The 25,840-nt window shown below is 50.2% G+C and carries 28 protein-coding genes; 20 read left to right on the top strand and 8 right to left on the bottom strand.

The genetic code is table 11. The annotated features are described in order from the left end of the window. The first annotated feature begins 42 nt into the window (after positions 1-42). Entirely contained in the window at positions 43-612 is a 570-nt protein-coding gene (locus NSU18_RS15795; RefSeq protein WP_341149488.1) for an SF0329 family protein, read from the top strand. A gap of 36 nt (positions 613-648) precedes the next feature. On the opposite strand, the gene NSU18_RS15790 is transcribed toward NSU18_RS15795, so the two are convergent. Continuing rightward, entirely contained in the window at positions 649-1,338 is a 690-nt protein-coding gene (locus NSU18_RS15790; protein WP_341149487.1) for a response regulator transcription factor, read from the bottom strand. Between the two features lie 22 nt (positions 1,339-1,360). Then, on the bottom strand, positions 1,361-3,505 hold the full coding sequence (locus tag NSU18_RS15785; RefSeq protein WP_341149486.1) for a sensor histidine kinase: 2,145 nt from the start codon (positions 3,503-3,505) through the stop codon (positions 1,361-1,363). Between the two features lie 379 nt (positions 3,506-3,884). Here NSU18_RS15785 and NSU18_RS15780 point away from each other — a divergent pair, with 379 nt between their 5' ends. After that, entirely contained in the window at positions 3,885-4,904 is a 1,020-nt protein-coding gene (locus NSU18_RS15780; RefSeq protein WP_341149485.1) for a carbohydrate-binding protein, read from the top strand. Between the two features lie 500 nt (positions 4,905-5,404). Next, positions 5,405-5,830 (top strand): hypothetical protein, encoded by a 426-nt coding sequence (locus NSU18_RS15775; protein WP_341014533.1) that lies wholly within the window; start codon positions 5,405-5,407, stop codon positions 5,828-5,830. A 21-nt stretch (positions 5,831-5,851) separates the two neighbouring features. On the opposite strand, the gene NSU18_RS15770 is transcribed toward NSU18_RS15775, so the two are convergent. Further along, a complete protein-coding gene (locus NSU18_RS15770; RefSeq protein WP_341149484.1) occupies positions 5,852-6,445 on the bottom strand; it encodes a phosphotransferase in 594 nt (197 codons plus the stop codon). Between the two features lie 330 nt (positions 6,446-6,775). Here NSU18_RS15770 and NSU18_RS15765 point away from each other — a divergent pair, with 330 nt between their 5' ends. The 4 genes from NSU18_RS15765 to NSU18_RS15750 all read left to right on the top strand — a co-directional run bounded on the left by NSU18_RS15765 (position 6,776) and on the right by NSU18_RS15750 (position 8,148). Next, on the top strand, positions 6,776-7,288 hold the full coding sequence (locus tag NSU18_RS15765; RefSeq protein ID WP_341149483.1) for a hypothetical protein: 513 nt from the start codon (positions 6,776-6,778) through the stop codon (positions 7,286-7,288). Between the two features lie 27 nt (positions 7,289-7,315). Further along, entirely contained in the window at positions 7,316-7,630 is a 315-nt protein-coding gene (locus tag NSU18_RS15760; RefSeq protein WP_341149482.1) for a hypothetical protein, read from the top strand. Positions 7,631-7,677: 47 nt separating this feature from the next. Further along, entirely contained in the window at positions 7,678-7,878 is a 201-nt protein-coding gene (locus NSU18_RS15755; RefSeq protein WP_341014526.1) for a hypothetical protein, read from the top strand. Positions 7,879-7,983: 105 nt separating this feature from the next. Further along, positions 7,984-8,148, top strand: a complete 165-nt coding sequence (locus NSU18_RS15750; protein ID WP_341149481.1) for a hypothetical protein — start codon at positions 7,984-7,986, stop codon at positions 8,146-8,148. A 131-nt stretch (positions 8,149-8,279) separates the two neighbouring features. Here the strand turns inward: NSU18_RS15750 and NSU18_RS15745 are convergent, their stop codons facing one another. The 3 genes from NSU18_RS15745 to NSU18_RS15735 all read right to left on the bottom strand — a co-directional run bounded on the left by NSU18_RS15745 (position 8,280) and on the right by NSU18_RS15735 (position 11,479). After that, positions 8,280-9,158: a carbohydrate ABC transporter permease gene (locus NSU18_RS15745; protein ID WP_341149480.1), complete on the bottom strand. Its 879-nt coding sequence runs from the start codon at positions 9,156-9,158 to the stop codon at positions 8,280-8,282. A gap of 54 nt (positions 9,159-9,212) precedes the next feature. After that, entirely contained in the window at positions 9,213-10,097 is an 885-nt protein-coding gene (locus NSU18_RS15740) for a carbohydrate ABC transporter permease (protein ID WP_341149479.1), read from the bottom strand. Between the two features lie 83 nt (positions 10,098-10,180). Continuing rightward, positions 10,181-11,479, bottom strand: coding sequence for an ABC transporter substrate-binding protein (locus tag NSU18_RS15735; RefSeq protein WP_341149478.1), 1,299 nt, complete (start codon positions 11,477-11,479; stop codon positions 10,181-10,183). A 542-nt stretch (positions 11,480-12,021) separates the two neighbouring features. Between NSU18_RS15735 and NSU18_RS15730 the strand changes: the two genes are divergently transcribed. Beyond that, positions 12,022-13,980: an S-layer homology domain-containing protein gene (locus NSU18_RS15730; protein ID WP_341149477.1), complete on the top strand. Its 1,959-nt coding sequence runs from the start codon at positions 12,022-12,024 to the stop codon at positions 13,978-13,980. A gap of 17 nt (positions 13,981-13,997) precedes the next feature. Beyond that, positions 13,998-16,547, top strand: a complete 2,550-nt coding sequence (locus tag NSU18_RS15725; RefSeq protein ID WP_341149476.1) for a hypothetical protein — start codon at positions 13,998-14,000, stop codon at positions 16,545-16,547. A gap of 92 nt (positions 16,548-16,639) precedes the next feature. Here the strand turns inward: NSU18_RS15725 and NSU18_RS15720 are convergent, their stop codons facing one another. After that, complete coding sequence (locus NSU18_RS15720; RefSeq protein WP_340756997.1) at positions 16,640-17,356, bottom strand: GntR family transcriptional regulator; 717 nt, start codon at positions 17,354-17,356, stop codon at positions 16,640-16,642. A gap of 199 nt (positions 17,357-17,555) precedes the next feature. Between NSU18_RS15720 and NSU18_RS15715 the strand changes: the two genes are divergently transcribed. Then, a complete protein-coding gene (locus NSU18_RS15715; protein ID WP_341149475.1) occupies positions 17,556-18,536 on the top strand; it encodes an N-acetylglucosamine kinase in 981 nt (326 codons plus the stop codon). Further along, entirely contained in the window at positions 18,533-19,861 is a 1,329-nt protein-coding gene (locus NSU18_RS15710; RefSeq protein ID WP_341149474.1) for a 6-phospho-beta-glucosidase, read from the top strand. Before NSU18_RS15715 ends, NSU18_RS15710 begins: the two co-directional genes overlap by 4 nt. 64 nt (positions 19,862-19,925) lie before the next feature. Here NSU18_RS15710 and NSU18_RS15705 read toward each other — a convergent pair whose 3' ends face one another. Beyond that, on the bottom strand, positions 19,926-20,759 hold the full coding sequence (locus NSU18_RS15705; protein WP_341014512.1) for a hypothetical protein: 834 nt from the start codon (positions 20,757-20,759) through the stop codon (positions 19,926-19,928). Between the two features lie 254 nt (positions 20,760-21,013). Between NSU18_RS15705 and NSU18_RS15700 the strand changes: the two genes are divergently transcribed. From NSU18_RS15700 to NSU18_RS15660, 9 genes are all read left to right on the top strand, one after another. After that, positions 21,014-21,262: a hypothetical protein gene (locus tag NSU18_RS15700; RefSeq protein WP_341014511.1), complete on the top strand. Its 249-nt coding sequence runs from the start codon at positions 21,014-21,016 to the stop codon at positions 21,260-21,262. A 246-nt stretch (positions 21,263-21,508) separates the two neighbouring features. Continuing rightward, positions 21,509-21,973 carry a hypothetical protein gene (locus NSU18_RS15695; RefSeq protein ID WP_341149473.1) on the top strand — a complete coding sequence of 155 codons (465 nt, stop codon included), beginning with the start codon at positions 21,509-21,511 and terminating at the stop codon, positions 21,971-21,973. A 48-nt stretch (positions 21,974-22,021) separates the two neighbouring features. Further along, positions 22,022-22,579 carry a DinB family protein gene (locus NSU18_RS15690; protein ID WP_341149472.1) on the top strand — a complete coding sequence of 186 codons (558 nt, stop codon included), beginning with the start codon at positions 22,022-22,024 and terminating at the stop codon, positions 22,577-22,579. Positions 22,580-22,594: 15 nt separating this feature from the next. After that, on the top strand, positions 22,595-22,921 hold the full coding sequence (locus tag NSU18_RS15685; protein ID WP_341149471.1) for a DUF3139 domain-containing protein: 327 nt from the start codon (positions 22,595-22,597) through the stop codon (positions 22,919-22,921). Positions 22,922-23,063: 142 nt separating this feature from the next. Further along, positions 23,064-23,219, top strand: coding sequence for a hypothetical protein (locus tag NSU18_RS15680; protein ID WP_341014503.1), 156 nt, complete (start codon positions 23,064-23,066; stop codon positions 23,217-23,219). Positions 23,220-23,258: 39 nt separating this feature from the next. After that, on the top strand, positions 23,259-23,477 hold the full coding sequence (locus NSU18_RS15675; protein WP_341149470.1) for a hypothetical protein: 219 nt from the start codon (positions 23,259-23,261) through the stop codon (positions 23,475-23,477). Positions 23,478-23,891: 414 nt separating this feature from the next. After that, a complete protein-coding gene (locus NSU18_RS15670) occupies positions 23,892-24,482 on the top strand; it encodes an SH3 domain-containing protein (protein WP_341149469.1) in 591 nt (196 codons plus the stop codon). 17 nt (positions 24,483-24,499) lie between these two features. Further along, positions 24,500-25,234, top strand: coding sequence for a hypothetical protein (locus NSU18_RS15665; RefSeq protein WP_341149468.1), 735 nt, complete (start codon positions 24,500-24,502; stop codon positions 25,232-25,234). A gap of 268 nt (positions 25,235-25,502) precedes the next feature. Then, on the top strand, positions 25,503-25,832 hold the full coding sequence (locus NSU18_RS15660; protein ID WP_341149467.1) for a nucleotide pyrophosphohydrolase: 330 nt from the start codon (positions 25,503-25,505) through the stop codon (positions 25,830-25,832). The last annotated feature ends 8 nt before the right edge of the window (positions 25,833-25,840 follow it).

The raw sequence follows: 25,840 nt of genomic DNA, 5'->3' as shown, positions 1-25,840 counted from the left end.
AGAGGCCGGCAGGCCTTTTCCCATTTTTACGGAGGTGAATACATGTCCTGGAGCAAACTCAAACAACAATTGGAGGGCTTCCTCAGCCCATCCTTAGAAGGACGGGTAGAGTACCGGGCGCCCGCTTACCGCTATTCGCCGGATAAATCAGGCACCTGTTATATTACGGTGGACAAGAAGAACATCCTCAGCATGACCGACAAGTCCAGCCCCATCCGCTGGTACTCGTCCGAGCTGGAGGTCAAGAATGACCCGGAGCTGCATATTTCCGTCACCCATGAGGATATTGAAGCAGTCAGACTGACGGCCAAGGGGCCGATCCCTGAGGACCGCCTAGTCATTATGGCCCGAAGCCGCTTAACCACTGAACATGCCAAGGCACTGATGTTGGCCCAGGCTGGCCTGACGAAATCGAATTTCATTGTGGTGGCGAATAAGTTCCTGGTTACTCCCATTGAGGAGAGCCTGGAGAGCAGTGATATAGTACTGAATATCCTGGCTCTGATGGACCGGAGAGTCGGGCGGAAGCGGATCGAGGGGATGGCCGGGAAGATGCAGCGGAGGCATCCGGCGGTAGAGTATTTCTATTGTTTGCGGCGCGGGGCACGATGATGGTTATAGCCGCAGCCGTTAGCGCGATTCGCTGGTTCAGCGTTTCCCGGCAACCAGCATATATCCGGCCCCCCGGACGGTAATGATCCGCTCGGGATGGATAGGGTCGTCCTCGATTTTTTTGCGCAGATTACTGATGTGGACCGCCACCGTTCGCGTATCCTCCAGGCTCTTCATCCCCCAGATGAGGTGAAACAGCTTATCGACAGTGACCACTTGATTCACGTTCTGTGCCATGTAGGAGAGCAGGCTGAATTCTTTTTTCGACAGAAAAATCGTTCTGCTGCCCATATGGACAGACTGTGCATAGAAATCCAGCGTTAGTCCCGGCAGCTCCAGCAGCTGTTCTCTTCTGCCTGAGGATATCCTGCGGAGATGGGCCTTGATCTTGGCCATGAGTACGCCCGGACTGAACGGCTTGGTTACATAATCGTCCCCGCCATACGATAAGGCGCTGATCTTCACCTCATCCTCCTCTTGACTGCTTAGGAACACAATCGGCGCATTCGTGTAATTGCGTGCGTTCTTGCACCAGTCAATGCCGTTCTCATTCGCCAGCAGCACATCCAGCACAATCAGGTCCGGGTTAAAGGATGCCAGCAGCATCATAGCATCGGCCCCGTTGTGGCAGGATGAGGAGTCGAAGCCCTCCCGCTGGCAGTATAGCTGAACAATCTCGCAGATATGGGGATCGTCGTCAACGATCATAATTCGGTATGTGTCCATTCTATTGTCACCTTCCTGCATCTCAGATCAACGGCAATATGACCCGGAAAATCGACCCCGTCTTCCCGTCGCTCTCCGCCCGGACACTCCCGCCATGCGCTTGCACAATTTCCCGGCATATCGCGAGCCCCAGCCCGCTGCCCTCCACGCCCATGTCCACCCCCGGCCGGTCCACCCGGTAATTGCGGTCGAAGATCTGCTCCAGCTGCGCTGGAGGAATACCTATACCGGAGTCTTGTACGCTGATTACCGCAGAGCGGGTATCATTCACCTCGTCCACGGTTAAGGCAAGACGCACCAATCCGCCGTCAGGCGTGAACTTCATCGCGTTCGACACCAGATTGAATAACGCCTGTTCTAAGCGTTGTGTATCGATCCGGGCAACAGGCTGGTCCGCGCTTGAAGCTTCCGTATCCCCGATGTTCAGAGCGAAATCCAGCCCCGCATCCCGCACCACCAGCTCATATTGCTCATAGAAGCCGCGCAGGAACTGCATCACCTGAACCGGCTCTATCCGGTATTCCACTTGCCCTGTCTCCAGATGGGACAAGAAGCTCAGCTCCCCGATCATGCGGTTGATCCTTATCGTGTTATCACGGATATACCTCAGGTATTGTTCATTGTGCTCCGGCTTCACCCTGTCTATCACCGCCTCGACATAACCGAGCATACTGGACAGCGGCATCCGCAGATCATGCGTGATGTAGGCCAGCAGCTTCTTCCGGCCTTCCTCGGAATGCAGTAACCGCTCATACGACAGGCGGAGGTCCTCATGGGCGACGGATAAGGCACGGGTGCGCTCCAGCACAATCTGCTCCAGGTTGGCATTCATCCCGGTCAGCTTGTGGTTGGCCTCCTGCAGCTCCCGTGCAATCCGCTCTTCATTCGTTGCTGCCCGCGTGAATCTGGAAGAGAGCAGCAGCATCTGGGCAACCGTGAAGATGAGCAGTCCGAACGGGGAGGTATTTTCGATGGGCGACCATTCGTTGTAATACAGGAAATCGTTGACCACCGTAGCCAGAGCCACCACCGACACCAGCAGGAAGATCAGCGCTCCCTCCATCCGCCGCAAGGCCGCATGAGCCAGCCCCACCATCAGATACACCATATGGAGAACCACGACGACACCGATCAGCACCAGCATCCGGGAATAGACGAGGGCAGGGGTCACCACAACCACCAGACAGAGTGCGCCGGTGACGATCCGGGAGCCATAGCGGAACCACCGCGACACGTAATCCGGGAAAATGCACTCAAAATACATCGTGATCACCCATCCGCCGAGGCATAGGATCAGATACTCCAGCTTGAACTGCAATTCCCATGGAAAGTGAGGCAGCCACTGGGTAAGCATAAGCTCGCCGTTCAGCAGGGAGCGGATCGCGAACATCACAGTGAACAGGCCGAAGTATAGCGGGGCCCGGTCCTTACGGCGTAGCATGAACAGCAGGAGATGATACACGCCGATCACCAGCAGGCTGGCCGTGATGAACATATCGGCAGCAATCTTCAGATGGGTCCGGACCGTTAACACATTACTGCCGCCCAGCTCGATATCCTTGGTGATGCCGCCCCGCTTATGATGGAAGTTCGCTACTTGCATCACCAGCTCCACCGTGTCGCCTTCAGGCTGGAAGAACACCAGTCTCGTCGCCAGAATCGGTGTCATGCCCTCCTTGTCCTGATCCACCACACCGACCTCTGTCAGCAGCTCTCCGTTCACCCATAATTTATACGCATGAAAAATAGTAGGCAGCCGCAGAGCCAACCGCTCCTTACTATCCTGCTCACTAAGCCGGATCACCAGCCGGAAGGTGGCATAGCCTTCGCCCTTCAGCGCATTACCGTCCATCGGGTAGCCTAGCCAGGAGCTGGGGATGTTGATATACCGGTCTTGGTCGGCTGGTTGTCCGCCTGCCATCTGGCCTCGTATATCCTCGGGTGAGAGCAGCTTGTGCCAATAGAAGGCCCATTCTCCCTGTAGCTTCAGCGGATTCTGATAGATAGAGTTGTGCGTTAGATCCAGAAGGCCTTCTTTGCTTCGGGGCTTGGGGGCATCCGGCGTTGCAGACAGGATGGCATAGCTTGCGATCAGCCCGATAACTACGACCACAGTGATTTGTAACCAGATATTACGAGAACCGGACCTTAGTATACCCCTCATCATGAAGCCGACCCCAATCTACAAAATTCGTCATTCTTAAGCTCATTGCCTTAATGATAGCATCATTGCCGAAAATTGTGTGAAATTGCACTATTTAAAGTTTTCTTTTCTTGCCTGAACAGGCTGAATTCCCGTGTAGAATGCGAGGTAAGGAGACGGGAATGTCGAAAATTGTAAGGTTCTCGGGGTGTTTTGAAAGATACATGATTTATGGAATGAATTAGAAAATCGGTAATAAAATATAGTACCCTGTGGATGGCCCTTGAAGGGGCCTTTTTATATTATGTTTTGGGGGCCCCCGCAAAGTACCTGAGTAAGCATCGAAGCTTAGCATCACTTTGTGGGGCAGTTTGCGGGGAAACGATCTGAGGAGGCTTGGCTATTGTATACCAAAGTGTCAGCTAGAGCTGTATCCCTGTTAGCCGCATTCGTATTACTGCTCTCCGTGTTCTTCACCGCCTTACCGAACGCAGATGCAGCCGCGAGAGGAGCGTGGTCGCCAAACACGGCCTATGCGGTGAATGACACCGTAACCTATGGCGGAGGTACATATACCTGTCTGCAGGCGCATACGTCCCTCACCGGCTGGGAGCCGCCGAATGTTCCTGCACTATGGAAAAGCGGCAGCACCACCACACCGACACCAACGCCCACAACGCCACCGGCAACGAATGGGGCCATCTTCTATGCAGACAGGGATTATGGCGGCAAGGCTGTTACCCTGGGAATAGGCAATTATGTGCTGTCCCAGCTGAACAATGCAGGCATTCCGAATGACTGGATGTCCTCGCTCAAGGTACCCAGCGGCTGGACGGTAGAGGTGTATGCAGACGATAACTTCGGGGGCACGAAGTGGACCTATACCTCAAGCTCCTCCTGGGTCGGCGACAGTGTGAATGACAAGATGTCTTCGGTCAAAATCTACACCGGTTCACCGCCCGCAACCGGCGTCACCCGCCCCTCCGAGGTGCCCAGCCAGATCTGGACGTATGCCATGAATGTAGACAATAAATTCGGCAAAGGGGGAGATTTCGCTCTACTTCTGAGCGCGGTGATCAAGAAAGAGAGCAGCTTCGGAGCAGGTCTGCCGGGCAGCCCGTCCGCCGGTGACGGCTTGATGCAGGTCGAGCCGAATACACGTGCCGCGTATGCCTCCCAATTCAGCGCCAAATTCGGCCGCACCTATAATCACAGCAGCGAGCAGGATCAGGTAGCCTTGGGCGGACTGATTCTCGATGAGAAGATCTCCAGATTCGGCAACATCTACAACGGACTTTTACACTACAACGGAGGCGACAACTGGTATCCAGGCGCCACCGATTCTTACGGCCGCCCGATTCTGGCGGATCAGTATGCCAATGCTGTGTACGGGACGTATAAGGGGTATGGCGGGAAGAACTGAGGGAGTACCTTTCTTCCTTTATACATCAACAAAGACGCTCGGGAATTTCCCCGCAGCGTCTTTGTTATTGTATAGGCGAATACAATGGGCTGCTGCGATGAGGAATGGGCCCCGTGCCCCGCAGCCAGCAACATTTTTAGAGAAATCCTGCAAAAATTGCAACAATACTCCTCAATAGAAGTGGTCTACGTCGAAATCCTGCACGAAATGTAACAAAGTCAGCGCTAACTTGCTCTCTGCACCAGAATTCCTGCAAATCATGCAACATTGTACCCACAGCTAGTGATAGTTATAGAAAATCCTGCAAGATGTGCAACAATGCTCTTGCCCTTAGAAGGAAATAAGACACCCGAGGGCTTCACCAGCTTATGATATACTTGGGGGTGAATGTCAAAACGATATCATGATGAATGAGCAGACAAGGAGGTTAACCTTATATGCGTAACCGGAAGGTTTTTTTAACACTTAGAATTATAATTACCGTTCTTCCTATTGTCCTGTTGATCCAAAATTATGGTACCACCATTCGCATCTGGCTCCATCCTGTAACCACAACGGTAGGGCAGGTAGCCCCCATTTTGCCTAACAAGGAGATTACTACCCTGACCTTCATTCCTGGAAATGACGCAGAGAGGGAATTCGAGATTACCCGCGATGATGATCTTAGCGATCTCATAACCCGTCTTTCCAGCCTGCAAATCAAGGAAAAGAACAAAAGTAACCAAAAAGAGCCGGATCAATTCGACTCCATATTTTTAAGCGTCCAAGGCGGCCTAAGAGTGATTCTGGATGTCTCCGAAGATAAGAAGGAGCTGCTTCTGCTGAGAGTTAGCAAGGATAACACCACCACCCGATGGTATTCTGTCCTTAACCAGGAGGAGATGGAGCAGATCGTCAGCTTAATTATGGAGAAGAAAACAAATTGAGCATGAGCTAATATAGCCTTGCTATTCCCAATAAGACACGCCGCTGAAGAGGAACGATTCATTGTTTAAGTAGGCCTTAACCTCTCTACTGGCTAATTTACCAATATGTCCAGGCAGCCATTCCTGCCAGTCCGGCAGACCCAACCAGAAATTCATCGTCACCAGTTGTGCTGCAATGAAGAAGCCCTCTAACCGCTGGGTATAGTTATCCGGTAACGGATGGTGCTTGGAATAAGACTGAAGCAGCTGTTCTCTGAACGAAGGATGGATGTAGGAGAACGTCCAGCCCAAATCCACTAAGTAATAACCGAACCCGCAAGCGCCGAAATCAATGGGCCGTACTTCTTGTTCAAGGAACACCAAATTACTTGGAATCAGATCAGCATGAATCATTCCCCAATTACTGGCGGTCCGCTCCATAGAATTCATCATGTGAATGACCCGCTCCCCGGCTAGCCGCAGCAGCTCCACATCACCCGCACTAAGCAGTCCGGCAGCCGCATGTTCCTTCAGCGTATCAAGGGCTTGCAAGATCCGGGAGCCGTCGAAGGCCGGGCGTTCAAAAGCATCGGGGATGCTCCAGTTCGAGGCTTGCTTATGTAGCTTGCCGATCAATTCACCTATGGCTCAGGCATCTTCTATAGTAGGAATGAAAGGCTTCTGCTCACTCTCCACCCATCGTAACAAAGTACAGTGAGTATGGTTCACATCCGTAATGAATTCTCCGCGAGTATTCTTGCAGGGTGAAGGCAGAGTCACATCGGTATCCAAGGTTAAGGCTTCCAGCCAGACCTTCTCGGATTGAAGGACTTCCCGCTCCCTCATATATCAAAGTATATAGGAACGATAACATAGCTGTGCACAGGCGGGAATGGAACGGTTGATTCTATTCGTTTTTTATTGATAGGATGAGAATGAAGTTTAGTTGAAGGTAGTGAGGACGCAATGATTGATTTTCTTAGAGATAAGAGTATAAAGGCCTTTCACGAAATATCTGAGATCGCAGAGCGTCCAGATTTACTTTTTTCCAATGACAAACAGCAGTACCAAGCCGAGGCCCGTTATAACTTCTACACCATTCAGAGATTGAACAAGCTGATCCGAAAAGACAAGCTCTCGCTAAATGAATTCAAGCAGCTCATAAGCTTCATTGAAGATTCCTGGTCCAGCTATTTGAGCCGTCTCTATCCAGGGAAGCCGTTTGTGTTCTATTGTTGGGGGGATTATCAGATTCCCGCGTTCCGGGTCTCGGTCGTGTCCTTTTATGAAGGGGTTGACCTGCCTTTCGGATGTGTACTGGAGAAGGTGAATGACATCAGCCAAGTGCTATCGCATTATGTGGATATAGTGAAAGCTGGGAGCATCGAAGTGTCAGAGGCAGAAGAGGAAATGAGCAGTCCAGAGTCAGACAACAACGATTATAAGCTTATGGTGTATTCCAAGAGAATGATATGTTGAACTGGAAAAGGGGACGGTGATGATCTGATGGACATCCATAACTGCAACCTGAATATCTGGGCCCATCTGCCGGATGAGATTTGGACGAAAGTAGCTAATATATATGAGTCGATGCCTGGTTGGCTGGGGTACACAGACGGAATTCCGTATTGGTACGGGCAGGAAACGGACGAGAGGTTCATAACGGCGTCCGTTGAGCCGAGCGGCTTGTCGTTCTACGCCCAGATGCAGACGAGCGAGTGGGATTCGTGGATCGGAAAGTTCAAGGCGGAAGCGACGAGGGTGCTGGGGTTTGCAGTGGGGGAGCCGGAGGATGAGGGATTTCATGTGAATTTCGAATAATTCTGCTCGGCCAAAATATTAAGGTCCCCCATAAGGAGGATAATGACATGTCTGTTCCCTCAGTCTCTAAGCCATTCCTGTGGTGGTGCACCGTTTTGACGGTCATTATCCTCTTGGGTGTTATTGCCTACCGGACAGGGTCCGCATGGTATCACAACCACCAGCTACGCAAGGATTTCTCGGCTACGGCAGCAGCCAGTCCCTATCAACAAGGCATTCCGCTGGAGCAGATGGATCTGGGCGCGTAAGCTCCTATTTTCCCGGTATCTCTGGAGAGCCTGCCTATGTGATAACGCATTTCATACAAGCGCCTGTGTCTCTGCAATAGTGAGATTCCAAGCAAGGATACGGCGGTGGCTCTACATATCCCCAAGGGGACGGTCATTGAAGCCATTCCGCAGCATTCCCCGGGGTCCTCATTCTATGAGTTAGGGTACGGGTATACCAGCTATCCTGCGTATGAGAACGGATGGCGGTATGTCCGGCCGTTCAAGACGGAAGAGGCGGCAAGTTCGTAGATAGCATGAGAGTGTTCGCAACATAGCCCCTCCAGGCAGATTAGACTTGGAATCTCATGAGTTCATGGTTCCGGTTACGTCTGCTGAAGGGGCTATTTGTTGTTAGTGTGAATGATCTTACTGCCTGCCGCTTATTTCAGCGCCCCTTCAGTCAGGCCAGCCACGATATAGCGGTGGAAGAAGAGGTAGACGATAATCATCGGGAGCGTAATCATCGCCAGTGCGGAGAACAGCAGCTTATAGTCGGTCATATAGCGGCTGGAGAAGGCCAGCAGACCTACCGGAATCGTCTTCAGGGAGTCGTCCTGGATATACAGCATAGCCAGCAGCAGCTCATTCCAGGCATTCAGCGCAGAGAAGATCCCCACGGTAGCCATATTCGGAATCAAGAGCGGAAGGATGATTCTGCCGTACATCCGCCAGTCGCCGCAGCCGTCAATCCGGGCAGCCTCCAGCAGCTCTTTCGGGATCGAGTCCAAGTACGCCTTGAGCAGGAAGATGGCCAGCGGCAGTCCGGTGCCGATATAAGGGAGAATTAAGCCCATATAAGAATCCTTCAGATTCAGCTGCTCAAAAATATAGCTCTGCGCGATGAAAAAGGATTGCAGCGGCATGAACAGTCCGAAGACGAACAGCAGCATCAGCAGGCTGCTGCCGCGGAAGCGCAGCTTGCTGAAGGCGAAGGCTGCGAGGCTGGCGAAGAGCAGAATACCCGCAACGGTGACCGAGGTGACAATTACACTGTTGCTGGCGTAGGTGCTCATATTGCCGACCGTCCAGGCTTTGGACCAGTTTTGCAGATGAATCTGCTCCGGCAGCGCGAACGGAGAGGAGAAGATCTCCCGGTTCTCCCGGAAGGAAGAGAGAATAAGCCAGAGAATCGGGTAGGCATAGAAGCAGGAGATGACGATCATGAACAGATAATACAGGATATGCGGGAACGGTCTGCGGCGGGCGGCTTCCCCGCTGTTATAGGATTGTTTCTTGATATCCAGGGCCGTGGTCGTCAAGGGATACACCTCACTTTCTCATAATGTCGCAGTTTACATGCTCCGGGTTCCCCGCTAATACTCTAGGACACCGTCGTCCTTCTTCTTCATTTTTCCGGCCACCAGCCCGATCACCGCGATTACAATCGTCATAATGACGGCCAGCGCGGAGCCGTAGCCGATGCTCATATGGGTGAAGACGACCTTGACCAGATAGGTGGTCACGATCTCGGTTGAATTGTAAGGCCCCCCGTTAGTCATGACATAGAACAGATCGAAGGACTGGAAGCCGGTGAGCACACACAGCATGATGCCTGTCTCCACCAGATTGCGGATCATGGGAACTTTGATTTTGAAGAAGATCTGTGCTTCCCCTGCGCCGTCCAGATAGGCCGATTCGTAGACTTCTTTGGAGATGCGCTGGATTCCGGAATAGAAGATGGTCATATAAAAGCCTGCATACACCCAGCCGGAGACGATACAGATGGCATACAGCGCGGTATCGGGGTTGCCAAGCCAGACACGGGTCCAGCTCTCCAGGCCGATTTTCTCCAGCAGGATATTAATGAGGCCAAAATCGGAATTATAGACGAACTTCCACAGGTAGGAGACGACAATCATCGGCAGCATGACGGGGACGAAGAAGGCTAGCCGGAATATTCCGCTGCCCTTGCGGCCCATCGTGATTAAGCCTGCGAGTCCGAGTCCGGCAATGACCTCGACCAGGACCGTAGCAACAATATAGATCAGCGTGTGTCCGTAGGAGTTAATGTAGACCTGGTCCTGAAAAGCGCGGATGTAATTGTCGAAGCCGGTGAAACGCATCGTGCCGATCCCGTTCCAGTCGTAGAAGCTGAAGACGAAGGTCATCAGCACGGGGACCAGGACAACGAAGCCAAACAGCAGGAGGGCGGGAGAGATGAACAGGTAGGGAGAGAGCTTATTGCTTCGGCCGGACATGGGGCCACCTCCAATTCTTTATGTACAAGGTAGTACATAATTTCCGTTTTCGGGATGAAGCCGCCTTGCGGGCGGATTCACCGTTATTTTTTCAGAGGGGCAATGGTGGTCTCCAGCTCAGCCAGAGCAGCTTCAGGGGACTCCGCGCCTCCGATAACCTTAGAGGTGGCCATATTAAGCGCGTTGGCGACCTCAATGGAATAGCCGGTATCGGGCGGCGACACAAGCACCGGGGCATTCTCCATCAGATCGTTCAACTCCAGCGAGAGCGGAAGCATGGTCTCCTTGTCGATCCCGTCCTTGGTAATCGGCACAGCACCGGCGTCAGAGAGCTTTTTGGAGGATTCGGGGGAGCTGTACAGCTTCATGAATTCGATGGCCTCGTCGATCAGCTTGGAGTTCTTATTGACCACCATTCCGTTCAACACGCCGATGACGCTCTCCTGATTGCCCTTGCCGTCCGGCATGGCCGGCGTATTGAAGTAGCCCAGCTCAAGGTCGGGGGTTTCTTCCACTGCGGTTGCAGCCAGCCAGCTGCCGATCGGATGCATGGCACCGCTGCCGTTCAGGAACAGCATATCCGCTTCACTGTCGCTTGCGGCAGTAATGTTCTCATTAATATAGCCCTTATCCCAGAGCTCCTTCACATAACCATAGGCTTTGGCGAAATCAGGGGAATTGAACGGCTGCTTGAGCTGCATAGCCTCGCTGTAGGCGTCCTCGCCCGCAACGCGTGAGAGGATATGGGCAACCCAGTTGCCTGCTGTCCACAGATCGGAGTTGCCAATCACGAGCGGGGTGATGCCTGCCTGCTTAATAGTCTCGCATACCTTCAGGAATTCCTCCCAGGTGGCTGGCGGCTGAAGGCCCAGATCATTGAACACCTTTTTACTGTAAAAGATTACGTTCGTCACATCGCCCGCAGTAGGAATCATATATGTCTTGCCGTCGATCACCATCCCATTGAAGGTCCCTTCGGCGAACATATCCTTCAGTCCTGAGCTCTCGAGCTGGTCTGTAATATCTGCGGCATACCCGTCCGTGACTCTGGTCTGCAGACGCTGTCCGGCCCATTCGAAGTACAAGTCAGGAGCGTTCTTGCCGCTTAGTAGATTGGGCAATCCAATCGTCTGATACGTGTCATCGTCCTGATAGTTGAATTCCACCTTAATCCCCTGATGCTGTGCCTCGAACTCCTTGCCGATCGTCTCCCAGACCTTGATCAGGCCTTCGCCGGGCGAGCCCATAGCAATCCGGAGGGTTTCCTGCTTAGCACCGGACTCGCCGGTATTGGCTGAGCTGTCATTAGAGGCTGCAGAAGAGCAGCCCGTCAAGGCGGTAACCAGCATCGTTGAGACCAGTGCAATCTTCCTTTTGTTCATTCGTTCATCGCTCCTTCGATTTGTATGGGCCAATAAGCTGATGCGACTACGCGATTCCCTCTTCTTCCTGTTTTTCCTTTCGCATTCACACTCCCGTATGTAATATTACTTGACTCAATAGAGTGAGGTATCCCCGGTTTGGTCTAAGATTTGTTCGGAATAAGTAATTTGTAGTAACAATATAATTTTCATTATTAAGTATAGCCAAGGACCTGTCAATTGTTTTTTAGGCGAAAAGACAGAGGGAATTCATTTTTAAGCGAAAGTGAAGTAGGATAGAACTCTTCCTTCGAAAATTATGTAAGCGTAAACAACGTTGATATCACAAAGAAATATACGATGTTATGGGAGGATGTGGAAAATGGGATCGGCTGCAGATCACCATTTCATAAATGTGTTGACAATTTGTTATGATTAAAAATAGAATGTGTGTAAATGTTACTACAACAACATCGGTAACCTTACATGGGGGTGACATTGGTTAGGGCTATTCTGGAGCTGGCTTTATCGCGTTAACGATTACACTTTGAGGAGGAATGCATATGAAGTTCAGATGGAAGCAGATGCTCGGAGTATTCGCCGTCGTCTCGTCCGTGGCATGTACAGTTGTATCCACGGTATCGGCAGAAGCCGCCGAGAAGATTCCTGCATGGGCCGCTGAGGAAATGGCCTCGTGGAAGGAGATGGGGCTACTGAAGGGGAATCCCGATGGCCTTGTGCTCCCGAACGAGGGAATCCGCAAAACAGAATTCGCCGCGTTGATTAACCGGATCTTTAATTTCAGTGAGGAGAGCGGCCAGAGCTTCAGCGATGTTCCTAAAACGGCCTGGTACGCCTCTGACATCAGCAAGGCAGTCGCAGCCGGTGCTCTTGTCGGCGATGGCGGAGGGAAGATCCAGCCGCTGGAGATCCTGACCCGGGAGCAGGCGGCGCTGATGCTCAGCAGAGTATTCCATGTTACAGCATCAGGAAATTCATATGCCCCGTTCACAGATGACGCCCTTATTGCCGGCTGGTCCAAGGGGGCGGTCTATGCGATGAAGGAGGCCGGTTATGTAGCGGGCACACCGCAAGGCGCATTCCAGCCCAAGAAGGCATTGACGCGGGCCGAGGCAGTGAAGATGATGAACAATGCCATGGGAACCCTGGTGGCAGACGGGGGAGAGCATTCAGGCATCTCCGGCAGCAACCTGATCGTTAACACAGCGGGAGGTACGTTATCTAATCTGAAATTATCTGGGAATGTATATATTACTCCCGGCGTTGGCGAAGGGAATCTGAGCCTCAACAACGCAGCAGTTGAAGGCGTCGTCTACATCAACGGCGGCGGTGTGAACAGCATTACGCTGACAGACAGTCAAGTGGGCAGCATTGTGATCAGCAAGCCTGCTTCTCCGGTAAGAGTAATCCTCAAGGGGAAGACCACTGCCGGGAAGATGGATGTAACCTCGGGTGCCAGAATTGTTAATGAATCCGGCCAGCCGGTTAGTACCATGAACTTGCTTACGCGGGCTTCCGATGCTGTCTCCGTGTCAGGGGATGTCAATGAATTGAATGTAACTGCACCGGCGGGCTTCACGCTGGAGAGCGGCCGGATTGGCAGCTTCAACCTCTCCCTTAAGGCAGGCGGCTCAGCGATCAAGCTGAACAAAGGCAGTGTTGTCACGAAAATGACCTTGAACGGTGCCGCAGTGATCACCGGTGAAGGGACAATCGCCGAAGCGGTGGTCAATGGAGAAGGGGTGTCTTTCCCGGTCAAGCCGGACAAGCTGACGGTCAATGCTGCCAAGGTAACGATAGGCGGACAAGATTATGACGCTTCAGGACAGCTCGTCAATTCTGCGGCCGGCAATCCGGGAGGATCGGGTTCAAGCGGCGGCACAGGAACTCCAACTCCGACCCCAACCTCATCTCCGAATCCAACCCCTAGCCCGGGTACGGGGAATCCAACGCCGACACCAACACCAACGCCGACACCAACGCCGACATCAACGCCAACACCAACACCGACGCCGACGCCAACGCCAACGCCAAAACCAACACCGACACCAACACCGACACCAGAGCCCAAAGCTGTCGAGCTGTACACCTATACGGAAGCATTAAGCTCGTTCAGCTCCACAGGAGCAGAAGGGCTGGCCAAGCAATACCTGACCTTCCTTCAGGACCCTTCCTACAATCCTCCGATCGCTAACAAGGATGTGGTCATGCCGGACCTTGTGAATGCCGTGACTTTTGTTAACTATGAATTTAATATCAAGCCTTCCATATTCGCTTCGATGCGGGGGATTAATACCTCTGTTCTAGACAAGACCCGGACTTATTTATGGATTGGAACAGACAGCGGAGTCACCAGAATTAATCTCGCCACGAATGAAATGACCACTTATACCGCTCAAGGCAAGCAATTGTACGATGACAAGGTGCTGCTGCTTTTGCCGGATGAGAATACGGGGGTACTGGTGATCACACGAACCGGCGTATCGCATATCTACCAATAAGGAAAGGGGAGCTTACCATGGACAAGATGAAAAGAACGGGCATGAAGATCACGGGTGGACTGCTTGCTCTAACATTATTCGTATTGCCGGCGGCGCCCGTGCTTGCGGAGAAGCTGCCTGGCTCGGCGTACTCTCCGGTTCAGCTGGAGGCTGTGCAGACCAAAGAAATGACCTATTACAAAGCCGGATCGGCTTCTATCCCGGGCAACATTGAATGGGTCACCGATGCTTCAGCACTCAAATTCCTGCCGCTCTCGGTCATCGGCGATGTAACCAGTGTGGTTCTGGACGGGGGAGTCTACTGGATTGGAACGGAGACCGGCTTACAGCGGGTGGACTTCAGCGCAAGCGACACCAAGGATATTGTGCAGTATATGGCTGGACCAAGGTATCTGTATGGCGGAGACGATCATGTGACGGGACTGGCCAGTGACGGTAAGAACGGCATTTGGGTCCGTACGGCGAGCGGGGTCACGCATATTGCGATGCCGGAGAAGACGCTACATGATAAATCGTTTATCTATGAGGATCTCGTGCAGTCGATTCTGGACCGGCGCGGCATGGTTCATGGCGCGGGCTTCACCTTCACAGAGACGGACAGCACGCTGGATGCGGTCAATTACAACTCCGCGACCGGAGTGTTCACATCCACGCCTACCACCAGCGATAATGACGGTCTATGGACCGCGATGTATGCGATGGGCGAAATTTTCCGCTATAAGGCATTGCAGGAGCAGTACGGAACGAGCCCGGCTTCAGAGGAGCAGGCCGAGATTGCCGCGGCCAGAGCGGCAACGCTTAGAGCGACCAAGGCTGTACTGCTGCTCGATTATGTCTCCGGCCGCGGCAACGGGTTCCCGGCACGCTCGTATATGCTGACCAGTGAAGCCAGTGCGGCTACAGTGGATAATTCAGTGTATGGCTACCAGTCCCAGAACGGCTTCTGGTTCCAGAACTTCGTCGGGCCGGACATGATCAACCCGAATGGAATCATTCCAAGCATGCAGCGTGGCGACGGAGTTGCGCCGATCGGCTATTCCATGGTCAGAGTAACCAAAGACGCAGAGAACAAAAAAGGCTCCACCCTGTTCCCGAGCGGAGGCACGGATGTGCTGAACTACAATGGACTTGGCCTTAGCCAAGCTGCCATTGACGAGCTGAACCTGACACGTCCCGAAGGCCAGAAGCTGGGGATTGATATCAAGACCCGGGTTGGAACGTCCGTAACCGGCGCAGTGTATCAGGTGCTGCCAGTCATTACGGCTGCCACGAACAATAATGACGCCAAGGAAGACAAAACAACAGGCCTTCATAATAAGCCGTTGTTCCAGCTGACAGCTCCCGTATATGAGCAGATTCCGTCATTCTTCAATGATCTGTTCCCGGAGAGCGCCATTGTGGACGGCCATATCGACATGAACCAGATTGTGTATAAGGCCGATACTTCGGCAGATGAGGTGGATGGCCATTATGCCATGTTCTATACCGCCTATAAATATCTGATCGGGGACAGCACCGATCCTGAGCTGCTTGAGCTGAAGGCCCTCATTGAAGAAACGACGCACCGCATGACCGAGCTGATCCTGAAGGACGACCACTATTACATTGAGGACGCTACCGGCAAATCAACACAGTGGTCCAGATGGTTCGCCAAATACTTCAACGACAGTGTTGGGACCATGGAGCGGCAGGAACAGTGGAAGTCCAAGATTGGGGTCGATGAGAATGGGGATGATGCGCTGTCCTACGGCTACGAGGACGGTCCGCTCAACGCACTGCAAGTCATGGCTGCACTGAAATCGGCAAGCTATATTGTCGCAGAGAGTTATCCGGCTGATTCAGCCAAGTATGAGCTGGCGTATGAGCAGGCTTTTGAAGGCAGCTACAGCAAGGAAGAGCCATATATCAACGGTAAGGGCTACATGGCGATGGCGCAGGAATATATTGAGCGCAGGCTCGTCCGCCAGGCAACCAATGCTTACAGCGAGAACGATAACCAGCCGGTAACGATGGACAATGTGGGAGCCGACACTAATACCAATGCTACGCTGCATAATGACTGGACCCAATATATCAATTATTCGGATGAAGAGCTGGGCTGGTTCCCGGTGTTCATCCTGGTGACTCTTGAACAGGATGCAGACCGGCATGCGCAGATTGTAGCCGCCTATGACCAGTGGTACTCCAATGAGGTGCGGGAGGAGAATCCGTTCTACACCTTCCTCTACCAGCTTGCGCACCCGGATAAGACCGATGTCGATCTGCAATCGGCGGTCCGCTTCCTGTACCGCTTCCCGGAATTCCAGATTGAATTCCCGGTGCAATGGGACCGCCAGGATGTCCTCTATATTGAACCGGGTGACCGCGATGATTATAAACAGACGAATTACGCACTGGCTCCGGATGAGCGGCGGATCATTAAGCATAACTCGAATCCGTTCGAGAATGACAGCCAGACGACCGGTGCCAATCCGGGGTATAACTACCGTTCGGGCAGCATTGAGGCGGGTTCGGTGTTCACGCTGCCCTACTGGCTGGGGAGATATTTCGAGATTATTAAAGAGTAACAGGGGTTACTGAACTGGAGGTAACGGAGCCGGAGTGCCCCATGCAGGGGTGCTCCGTATGCTCTCTGCGCTAATGCCCGTCCGTTCCTGCTTCATCCAAACTGCCGCTCAATCGTATAGCTGGGGAAGTCTCCCCGGAATACGCCGAAGCTGTACTCCAGCGGCGAGCCGTCAGCCAGATAAGTAAAAGTTCTCACTTGCAGGCAAGGAGAGCCTTCTTTGACACCCAGCAGCTTGCTGGCGGTTTTGTCCGCGAGGACCGGCTTCAGCTGCTCCACAGAGCGGTGGGCCTTCAGGTTGTACTCTGACTCCAGGAAGGAGAAGAGCGAGCCGTCCTTATAATCATTGATGAGCCCGGGTGCCAGATCCCAGGCGATATAAGTGGTCTCGTACAGGAGCGGTTCATGATCGGCGTAGCGGAGCCGCAGTAACTGATTGACCGGAGCTTTGATAGGAATATTCAGGAATTCATTGAGCGGGATCTCGGCAGGCGTCACCTTGGCTTCGATAATCTTACTGGTGGGCTCCTTGCCGCTCATCAGCACATCCTCGGTGAAGCTGCGCTTCTGGTTAAGCTGGAGCTCCTTGCGTTTGACGAAGGTGCCCTTGCCCTGGTGCCGCTCCAGAATATCCTGCATCTCAAGCTCGCTGAGCGCGAGGCGGATGGTGGTCCGGCTGGCGGAGAACATCTCGCATAATTCAGCCTCGGTGGGAAGCTTCTCTCCGACGGCATAGTGGCCGGATTGAATCTGTTTAAGCAGTTGTTCTTTAATATTGAAATATAATGTATTATTAGTTCTCTTTGTCATTACAAGTGTCCTCCGATGGCAATTTGTTATATTATATCACGGAACAAGAGCCGGAGAAACTATTGTGTAACAACTGAGATTTCAAGCTGAAGGAAAGCTATACGTGCAATGTCAGCGGAACAAAGAGAGGGCATTTGTAGGAACAATGTCTGCAATTATGACTATTAAAATAACAATGGACCAATCAGGAGTGGAAGCTATGTATCTAGCAGGTGTAGACGGCGGCGGAAGCAAGACCATCGCTGTTATCGCCGATCATAACGGCAGGATTCTGGGGTCGGCAGTGACCGGCTGCGGTAACCATCAGATTATTGGAGTGCGGGCGGCGGTGCTCAACATTCGCGGAGCGCTGTTCGGTGCACTTGCAAAGGCAGGGGTAGGCATCGACCAGCTCGATCATGTGCAGTTCGGTCTTGCGGGCGCTGACCGCAGGCCGGATATGGACAAGCTATATCCTGAAATCAGCAGTCAATTAGAGCTGCGGAGCTGGGATATCGTCTGCGATACGTTCGAGGGGCTTCGTGCCGGGAGCCCGGATAACACAGGGGTGGTGCTTGTCTGCGGTAGCAATACGAACGCGGCCGGCCGCAACCGGCTTGGGCAGACGGTGCAGATAGGCGGCTTCGATACCTTGTTCGGTGACCGGGCCGGCGGCTTCTATCTCGCGGCGCAGGCGTTCAGCAGAGCGGTGCGCTGCTGGGACGGAAGGGAGCCCTACAGCGAGCTGGTGGAGCGGATACCGCAGAGGCTGGGTTTTACAAGCTTCGAAGAGATGGTGGAGCGTTACCTCGATGACGAGGTGACTGCGGCTCCGCTGGAGCTATCACTGGTCGTTCATGAAGCGGCAGCGGCGGGGGATTGGCTCTCCCGCCAGCTGCTTACGGATATGGGCAGAGAGCTGGGGATCGCTGCGGCGGCTGTCATCCGCAGGCTGGGCGGCTTCGAAGACGAAGCGGTGCCGGTCGTCCTGACCGGGAGCATCCTGCAATCGGGCAGAAGTCCGCTGCTGCTGGATGCACTGCTTGAGGCAGTGTGGGCGGAGCATCCCCGCTGCACACTGGTCATTCCGGAGCTGCCGCCTGTGTTCGGTGCCGTGATGCTGGCGATGGACCGGCTGGGTATCTCTGTAACCGGTGCAATACTAGAGCAATTCAAGAGAGACGGAGGAAATCACAGATGAAGAAGAAGCACTTGAAGCTTGCAGTGATCGGAGGCGGTTCCTCCTATACGCCGGAGCTGGTGGAGGGCCTGATCCGGTATTATGATGAATTTCCCGTTGCGGAGCTGTATCTCGCCGATATTGAGGCAGGGGCGGCTAAGCTGAACATCATAGGTGAACTCGCCCAGCGGATGATTGATGCCAGCGGCAAGCCGATCCGGCTACATACCACACTGGACCGGCGCGAAGCGATCCGCGGTGCGGATTTCGTGGCCACACAGATCCGTGTCGGCATGCTGGATGCACGCTCCAGAGATGAGAAAATCCCGCTGGCCCATCATCTCATCGGCCAGGAGACCACCGGAGCGGGCGGCTTCGCCAAGGCGCTGCGCACCATTCCGGTCATCCTGGACATCTGCCGGGATATCGAGGAGCTGGCGCCGGAGGCGTTCATGATTAACTTCACCAATCCGGCCGGTATCATTACGGAAGCGGTCTCCAAGCATTCCCGGGTCAATTCTGTGGGGCTATGCAATCTGCCGATCAGCACCAAGATGCAGATCGCTGAGCTGTACGGAGTTCCGCAAGCAGAGATGTTCATTGAGATTGTCGGCATCAATCACCTCAACTGGACGACCCGGGTGATGATGCAGGGGGAGGATGTGACGGAGGACTTCCTGAACAAGCTGGCCGGAGCCAAGGGGCCATCCATGGCCAACATCCCTGACCTGGAGTGGGATTCTGAATTCATTCAGTCCGTGGGTGCACTGCCTTGCCCGTATCACCGTTACTATTATATGAAGGAAGAGATGTACCGGGAGATCTCAGAGCATTATCAGGAGACGGGCAAGACACGCGCCGATGACGTGAAGGAAGTGGAAGCCGAGCTGTTCGAGATCTACAAGCAGCCTGAAGTCAACAGCAAGCCGGCGCAACTAGAGAAGCGCGGCGGCGCCTACTATTCAGAAGCCGCAGTTCAATTGATGAAGTCGATCTATAACGACACCGGCGACATCCAGACCGTCAATGTACGCAATCAGGGGATCATTCCTGAGCTGCCCGCCGATGTCTCCATCGAGATCAACTGCGTCATCAAATCCGACGGCCCGCACGCACTCGCCCCCACCAAGCCCCTCCCTCCCCAGATCCGGGGCCTGCTCCAGGTCGTGAAGGCGTATGAGGAGCTGACGATCGAGGCCGCCGTCAGAGGAGATTACGCCTCTGCCCTGCAAGCCCTCACCATCCACCCCCTCGTAGGCGACGAGCACCTCGCCAAGGAAGTGCTGGCCGACATTCTGGAGCAGAATGCTGATTACCTGCCGCAGTTTCGGGTGCGGGTGAGATAGAGGATTAGCTTAAAAAAAGGAACAAAGACGCTCGGGCATCCCCCGCAGCGTCTTTGTTTATGGGTTAGTATTTAATAATATACCACCCGCTGAATGTTGAATAATTCAGACCGTTACCATAATTGCGATCAGCAGTTTGTGGATTGCGAACCGAGTTGCCGCTTGCATCTCTGAAATCAATGGCAGTCAGGCCGCGTTTGTGTGACCAGCCTCCGTCAGCATCTTGTCTATACCAGTGATAATCATAATTCGGTGCAATGACTAAGGCTACTTTGTATTCCCTATAACCTGGGACCTCGCTATAAGAAGAACTACGAAGAGATTTACTCATATAAGGCATGTCAGCTTTTGCTGCAGTAATTATGCTGTTTGTTGTTAAACTTGAAAAAATATTTCCTGCCTTTTCACCCGGTTGTAACTTATGGCCTGAATAGGTTGAGGTATTCAACATATACGCATAGCAATTCGCCTTATCTGTCAATGGGGCCCAAACACTTGTATTATAAGGATGTTCGTATCCGCCAGTTACCATGGTTTCAAGTCGTTGAACCTCTGCGGATTTATTGGAGTCCTGTTTAGGCTCAGAAGCATTCTGAGGGTATTGTGTTTCATTCATTGGTATTTCACTGGCTGGTAAAGCTGTTTTGCTGAATGTGGAGGTAAATCCAGCAGGTCTGTAATTGACTTGCAGTTGTACTTCTTCAGGCAAGCTGTTAAACCACTCTAACCATTCTTTTGGATCAGGATTAAAAGATGCTAAAGGGTCAACAGATGATTCAAGCTGATGTATTGAAACATTTTGGGAATTGATTTCGTTAGTATTAGTGCTTGCTAATACTGGGGTCGTAAGCAGAAATACCATTACAACAGCTGTGAGCAAGGAAAGTAGTTTTTTCATTCAGAAACCTCCTGATTTTTTAACACACTTGACTTGCAGTTGTTTACCATGCCCCCTTTGTTCTATTATTAGTGTGTTTTACATAAATATGGTATAATGATTACCAAAATATATCCAGTAAAATTATGGAAGAAACGAGGATCGATATGAACATATCCAGATGCTTTAAGCTTTCGATGACATTGTTGTTCGTATTAATGTTCTGTGCAGCCTGCCAAAATAAAGAGAAAGAAGATGTAAGGGAATATATTTCATTGCATGAATTAAAGAGCTTGTCTGAGAAGGGCTCCTCACTAAGCTGGAATGATTTCGACAAATATCCGTTCGAAGATATCGGCTCAGGATTGTATATTAGAAAGTACAAAATCGAAGGGGAACGGCAGTTGCTGGTCAGGGGGAAGAGTCTTGATAACCCGCCTGAGCAAATTACCATTATTGAATCAAATGGTACAGAGCGGGAGTTCACACCAGAGATTGTGAGCGAAATGGAAGATGTGAAGTGAAATTCTATAAGGAGTATGGGAGATGAAGGACAAAGACGCTCGGGCATTCCCGCAGCGTCTTTATTTTTGCGCTTGTGCCAAGCCCAGGTGAAAGGTCATTCCCAATACGGCCCAGCTAGAAATTCATGGTCTCCAGCTGTGATACAATGAAGAAGACTTCTAACCGTTCAATATAGTTATTCGGTAATCTATGAGTTGCACAATTCATTAATTGGGTTGTAGAAGGAAGCGATATAGGAGGTTAAGATGGCACTAACACATGAGTTTTATCTGATTCCTGCTATAGAAGATGCAGAACACTTGTGGAGGAATATAGCTAATCACCCGAAAGTCGTGGATAGTGTGGTCATACATGACGACATTATTCTGTACATAAACGATACCATGAAATGGATTCCAAGCAGAAATCCGGCGTTACCAGGAGCGCCGACAGGTGCCGGGATTAACTATTATGGTGTGACTCTTTTCAATCAGCATTCGGCGGCTGCCCTGCACAGGATATTCTCCGCTTGGAGAGACCTATTCCTGAATTCACCACAAGTATTAGAACTTACCGGAGAATTCTATACGGTTGAGGGCGAAGCGCAGTCTGGGCAGTATGAACGATTGATCTACGAGCGGGATGAGGTCATTGAGCAGTTTGCAAAGATGATTTCATTTGCGGATAGGCTGGCTGAAGGCGGGTACTATTTGTATCATTGTGGGATTTAGCTTTGCTTGTTATGGTGAGTCCATAGATAACTGAAAGCAGGTGGAAGCATGAACGTAACTCAAGCGATAAGCTTCATTGATCAGGAATTATCTCAGACGTTAAGTGATTATCAAGACTGGTTTAATTTGGAGTTCGATGTGCTGTCCTATAAACCGCAGGTTGGATGGAGTATTGAACAAGTATTGGAGCATGTAACCTTAACTAATCACTTTCTGTTGATTCTCATTCGTAAAGGGAAGCGGAAAGCTATTGAACTCTCCAAAAAGAAAGATCTGCCGGCAGTGATTGAATCCCGTCCAATTAATCTTCAGGAGCTTGATGCAATAGCGAAGCATAAGGCTTTTGAATGGATTAGGCCAGAGCATATGGAGCCTACAGGAGATAAAGAATTAGGGCAGATTAGAGCATTGCTGGAAGAGCAGATTAGCGAATGCAGAGAGCTTTTGAAGGAGCTGGGAAACGGAGAGGGGCTACTCTATACAACCACAATGACGGTAAACAACCTGGGGAAGCTTGATGTTTACCAATACATCTATTTCCTGTGCCAGCACGCCAAGCGGCATATTGTGCAAATGCAGAAGGTTATGGAGGAGTATACAGGGTAGACTGGGGGATTTATCATGAAGAGAATCAAAATGCTACTCCTGGTAATTGTTCTGATGGCTTGCACCTTAGGATTAGTTGGATTGAAAATATTCAAAGACAAAACAACGAACGAAGTAGAAACTTACTTAATAGAAGAGCGAGGGTATAACCCGAATGATATAAATGAAGTTTATACTCAAATTGGTAAAGCTCCTCTGGTGAGTACAACCGTTATTTTTGATGATGATCGAAGCTCCAGATATTTTTATCGTAAAGAAAACGGAAGGATCTATCAATACAGTAGGGCTCCCGTTCAAGGTGTGGATGATGGAACAAAACAATATAAGCATATTGAGGAGTGAAGAAACGAGGCCTTTCGCGAAGCCGATCAGATTATCCGCAGTACTTCCAATAGAACCTTAAGCATACAATAGAATAGGATGTTAAATAACACCTTCACATGAGGGTGTTATTTGTTTCAAAATATTTGTACGGAGGAATATCATGAAAAGATTAATAGGGTTTTGTCTATTATTACTATTGACCGCTTGCTCTAATTCTCAAGAAACTAATACAACAAAGAAGGATATTTCCTTTGCAGAGATTAAATCCTCTCAAAGTAATGCAGCGCCTATTATAAAATGGAATGATCAAATTTAATTAATAACTGACGAAAAAGTATCTGCCAGTGAAGTTGAGTTGGAAATCGGAACAGTTACCAGTTACTCTATTACAGGCGAAGCAATAACACCGAACAATTTATCGAATTATTATGGTACAGGCACACCTTTTTTCATTATTAAAGGGAAAGACGAATTAAAAGAACTAGCGATCCAGACTAGTAAAGAAACCTTTGTGAGAGCAATAGTTCCTTTGGCAGTTACCAACTCCAACTCCAATTCTGATTTTCAACTCTAATATGGTTCTAAAACAAAACTACAAAACTATCAGGCGAACATTGAAAAATCGGGAAGTGAAAACTTTATCAAAAACTAGTTTTAAGACACACCCATATCCAAGTTCATGGTTTTCTCAAACCTTAAGGGTCATGAGGGTCAATGAGGACGTTATACAAGAAGCTTTTATCAAGCTAATTTCCGAGACCCCTTTGTTATGCACCTTGAGCGGCTATAAGTTACCTCTTATGTCGTAAACACCAATAAGTTGTTTATATTATGGCTACATGTAGGATAATTAGCTGATTTCTAATGACAAAATGCCATAATAGATCAATTTCATATTAGATTTTTACTATTCTACAAATTATTACAATTATTTTGATTAGGATGTGATAACATATGTTTGTATAAAATTTGGAGGAGGTAATAATTTGTGGTAAAATACAGTAAAGTATGGAGTAAGTGTTTAGCCGCTTCAATTATCTTATTTGTAGCAATGCAATTTCATGCCGAAACAATTTTTGCTCTCCACTCGTCTGATGCTAAGACGTCTGTCTGGGATGTCAAAACGTCTGGTCTCAATGTAAGAAGTGGTCCCGGAACATCTTATCCAATCATTGCTCAGGTAAGTTTGGGAACTGATTTGGTTAACTATGCTCCTAATGGTGTTAGCAGTGGGCCTACCATTGCAGATAACCAAGCATGGTTAAGGAATTACTATCCAAATGCCAGTATTGGATATTATGCAAACGCTGCACTGGGTTGGTCTGCTTATTATAATACTACAGGACCAACAGTGTTTAACTACCATGACGCTTATGTTGCGAAAACAAGCCGAGTTACCTGGCTATATAACGGTGCAGAACCTAATTTGGGTAATCCTTTTAAAGTTTTTCCTGCAAATTATTACTTACAAAACTTTGATCGAGAATTAAAAGCAAATCCGGTTAATCCAAACGCATGGAGAGTAAGAGATGAAAGTGATATAGGTTACGTTAATGGCTGGGATTTAAAAGCAGAATAGAAAAGGAGGAACTCTTAATGAAAACTAAAAAGGTAGTAACTTTTTTGATTATTCCATTAGCATTTGTAGTTGCAACCGGATATTTTTATACTGGTAATTCAAATGAGGTAAGTGCACAGAGTATAGTCACATCTGCAGCAGATAAAGCCGTTACAAACAGCAAAATTGAATATATAAAAGAAACCTTATCTGACGGATCTTACACAGTACGAATCCGTGATAGGGAGAATCTTACCGAAGTAACCGAAGAGTATCGGAATGATAAACTTCATACTAAAATGATAATTGAAGATAAAGGGAAAAAGATCACTTCAATTGGTCGAGATATTGAGACAGGCAAATTGGTGGGGAGAACCTGGACCATGCCGGAGACCTTGTCTGCTGAGAACGAAAAGCTACTTGAAATTTCTTTGCTTGAAAAACAAAAAGAGGAACTTCAAAGCAAAAGTTGGACAGTTGTTGAGCCGGACTCTCGTTCCTTGACAGATGAATCTGATTTAATACAAGCAGTCACAGAAGATGATCAACACAAGGAAATAGTAACCATTGATGAAGAAACCGGACTTCCCATCAAAAGAGAAATTTTTGTGAAAGATAAAGATGGTAATATTATCGGGAGTCAATCTTCTACTGAGGAGTATAAATATCTTGACTCTGCCCCAAATAAAATTCATAGTTTAACATCTGGTGAAGAGGTTGATATTCAAGGAATAGAAGCACCTATTGTTGAGGATAAGGTTCTTGGGGGTTAATGATTTTCTTTAGCAAGTAGAGAGGAGGAGCGTCCAAAGCCATTAAGGCTCTCGGACGTTCCTTTTTTCTATTTCTCCATAAATAAGCAAAAATGCATACAGGAAATTCTGAATAGAACTATGCGATATTGAAACACTCCTCATTTATAAGGGAGAGTTCAGAGGGGAATCAACAACCGGTTCCCTTTTTTAGGCTTTGCTATGCTATCATTATTCCATACAGAGAAATTGTGGGAAATTCAATTTGACCAACTGGGTGGAGGTACACATGGACGAACTAATGCAGAGAATCATTCAATTCCGTGACGACAGGGACTGGAAGCAATTCCATGACCCCAAGGATCTGGCGCTCTCGATCACGCTGGAGTCTAGCGAGCTGCTGGAGCTTTTTCAATGGAAGAACAGCCAGCAGGCTATAGAGGAACATTATTCCGACATGAAGGACGAAATCGCGGATATTCTCATCTACACACTTACGCTCGCGCATGATCTGAATATCGATGTTAAGGCTGCGATCCTCCAGAAGATAGACAAAAACGCAAAGAAATACCCTATATCCAGCTCCAAGGGAAGCTCACACAAAAGCACACAGCAGTGAATGAATAG

It is taken from the genome of Paenibacillus sp. FSL H8-0048 (genome assembly GCF_038002825.1).
Taxonomy (GTDB): Bacteria; Bacillota; Bacilli; order Paenibacillales; family Paenibacillaceae; genus Paenibacillus_AQ.
Note: the sequence above shows the minus strand (reverse complement) of the source record. Positions and strands in the feature narration are given on the sequence as shown.

Excerpts from the sequence above, each read along its gene's own strand:
- NSU18_RS15795 (WP_341149488.1), top strand. The coding sequence starts at position 43 with ATGTCCTGGAGCAAACTCAAACAACAATTGGAGGGCTTCCTCAGCCCA.
- NSU18_RS15790 (WP_341149487.1), bottom strand. The coding sequence starts at position 1,338 with ATGGACACATACCGAATTATGATCGTTGACGACGATCCCCATATCTGC.
- NSU18_RS15785 (WP_341149486.1), bottom strand. The coding sequence starts at position 3,505 with ATGATGAGGGGTATACTAAGGTCCGGTTCTCGTAATATCTGGTTACAA.
- NSU18_RS15765 (WP_341149483.1), top strand. The coding sequence starts at position 6,776 with ATGATTGATTTTCTTAGAGATAAGAGTATAAAGGCCTTTCACGAAATA.
- NSU18_RS15760 (WP_341149482.1), top strand. The coding sequence starts at position 7,316 with ATGGACATCCATAACTGCAACCTGAATATCTGGGCCCATCTGCCGGAT.
- NSU18_RS15755 (WP_341014526.1), top strand. The coding sequence starts at position 7,678 with ATGTCTGTTCCCTCAGTCTCTAAGCCATTCCTGTGGTGGTGCACCGTT.
- NSU18_RS15740 (WP_341149479.1), bottom strand. The coding sequence starts at position 10,097 with ATGTCCGGCCGAAGCAATAAGCTCTCTCCCTACCTGTTCATCTCTCCC.
- NSU18_RS15735 (WP_341149478.1), bottom strand. The coding sequence starts at position 11,479 with ATGAACAAAAGGAAGATTGCACTGGTCTCAACGATGCTGGTTACCGCC.
- NSU18_RS15730 (WP_341149477.1), top strand. The coding sequence starts at position 12,022 with ATGAAGTTCAGATGGAAGCAGATGCTCGGAGTATTCGCCGTCGTCTCG.
- NSU18_RS15725 (WP_341149476.1), top strand. The coding sequence starts at position 13,998 with ATGGACAAGATGAAAAGAACGGGCATGAAGATCACGGGTGGACTGCTT.
- NSU18_RS15720 (WP_340756997.1), bottom strand. The coding sequence starts at position 17,356 with ATGACAAAGAGAACTAATAATACATTATATTTCAATATTAAAGAACAA.
- NSU18_RS15715 (WP_341149475.1), top strand. The coding sequence starts at position 17,556 with ATGTATCTAGCAGGTGTAGACGGCGGCGGAAGCAAGACCATCGCTGTT.
- NSU18_RS15710 (WP_341149474.1), top strand. The coding sequence starts at position 18,533 with ATGAAGAAGAAGCACTTGAAGCTTGCAGTGATCGGAGGCGGTTCCTCC.
- NSU18_RS15705 (WP_341014512.1), bottom strand. The coding sequence starts at position 20,759 with ATGAAAAAACTACTTTCCTTGCTCACAGCTGTTGTAATGGTATTTCTG.
- NSU18_RS15695 (WP_341149473.1), top strand. The coding sequence starts at position 21,509 with ATGGCACTAACACATGAGTTTTATCTGATTCCTGCTATAGAAGATGCA.
- NSU18_RS15690 (WP_341149472.1), top strand. The coding sequence starts at position 22,022 with ATGAACGTAACTCAAGCGATAAGCTTCATTGATCAGGAATTATCTCAG.
- NSU18_RS15685 (WP_341149471.1), top strand. The coding sequence starts at position 22,595 with ATGAAGAGAATCAAAATGCTACTCCTGGTAATTGTTCTGATGGCTTGC.
- NSU18_RS15680 (WP_341014503.1), top strand. The coding sequence starts at position 23,064 with ATGAAAAGATTAATAGGGTTTTGTCTATTATTACTATTGACCGCTTGC.
- NSU18_RS15665 (WP_341149468.1), top strand. The coding sequence starts at position 24,500 with ATGAAAACTAAAAAGGTAGTAACTTTTTTGATTATTCCATTAGCATTT.
- NSU18_RS15660 (WP_341149467.1), top strand. The coding sequence starts at position 25,503 with ATGGACGAACTAATGCAGAGAATCATTCAATTCCGTGACGACAGGGAC.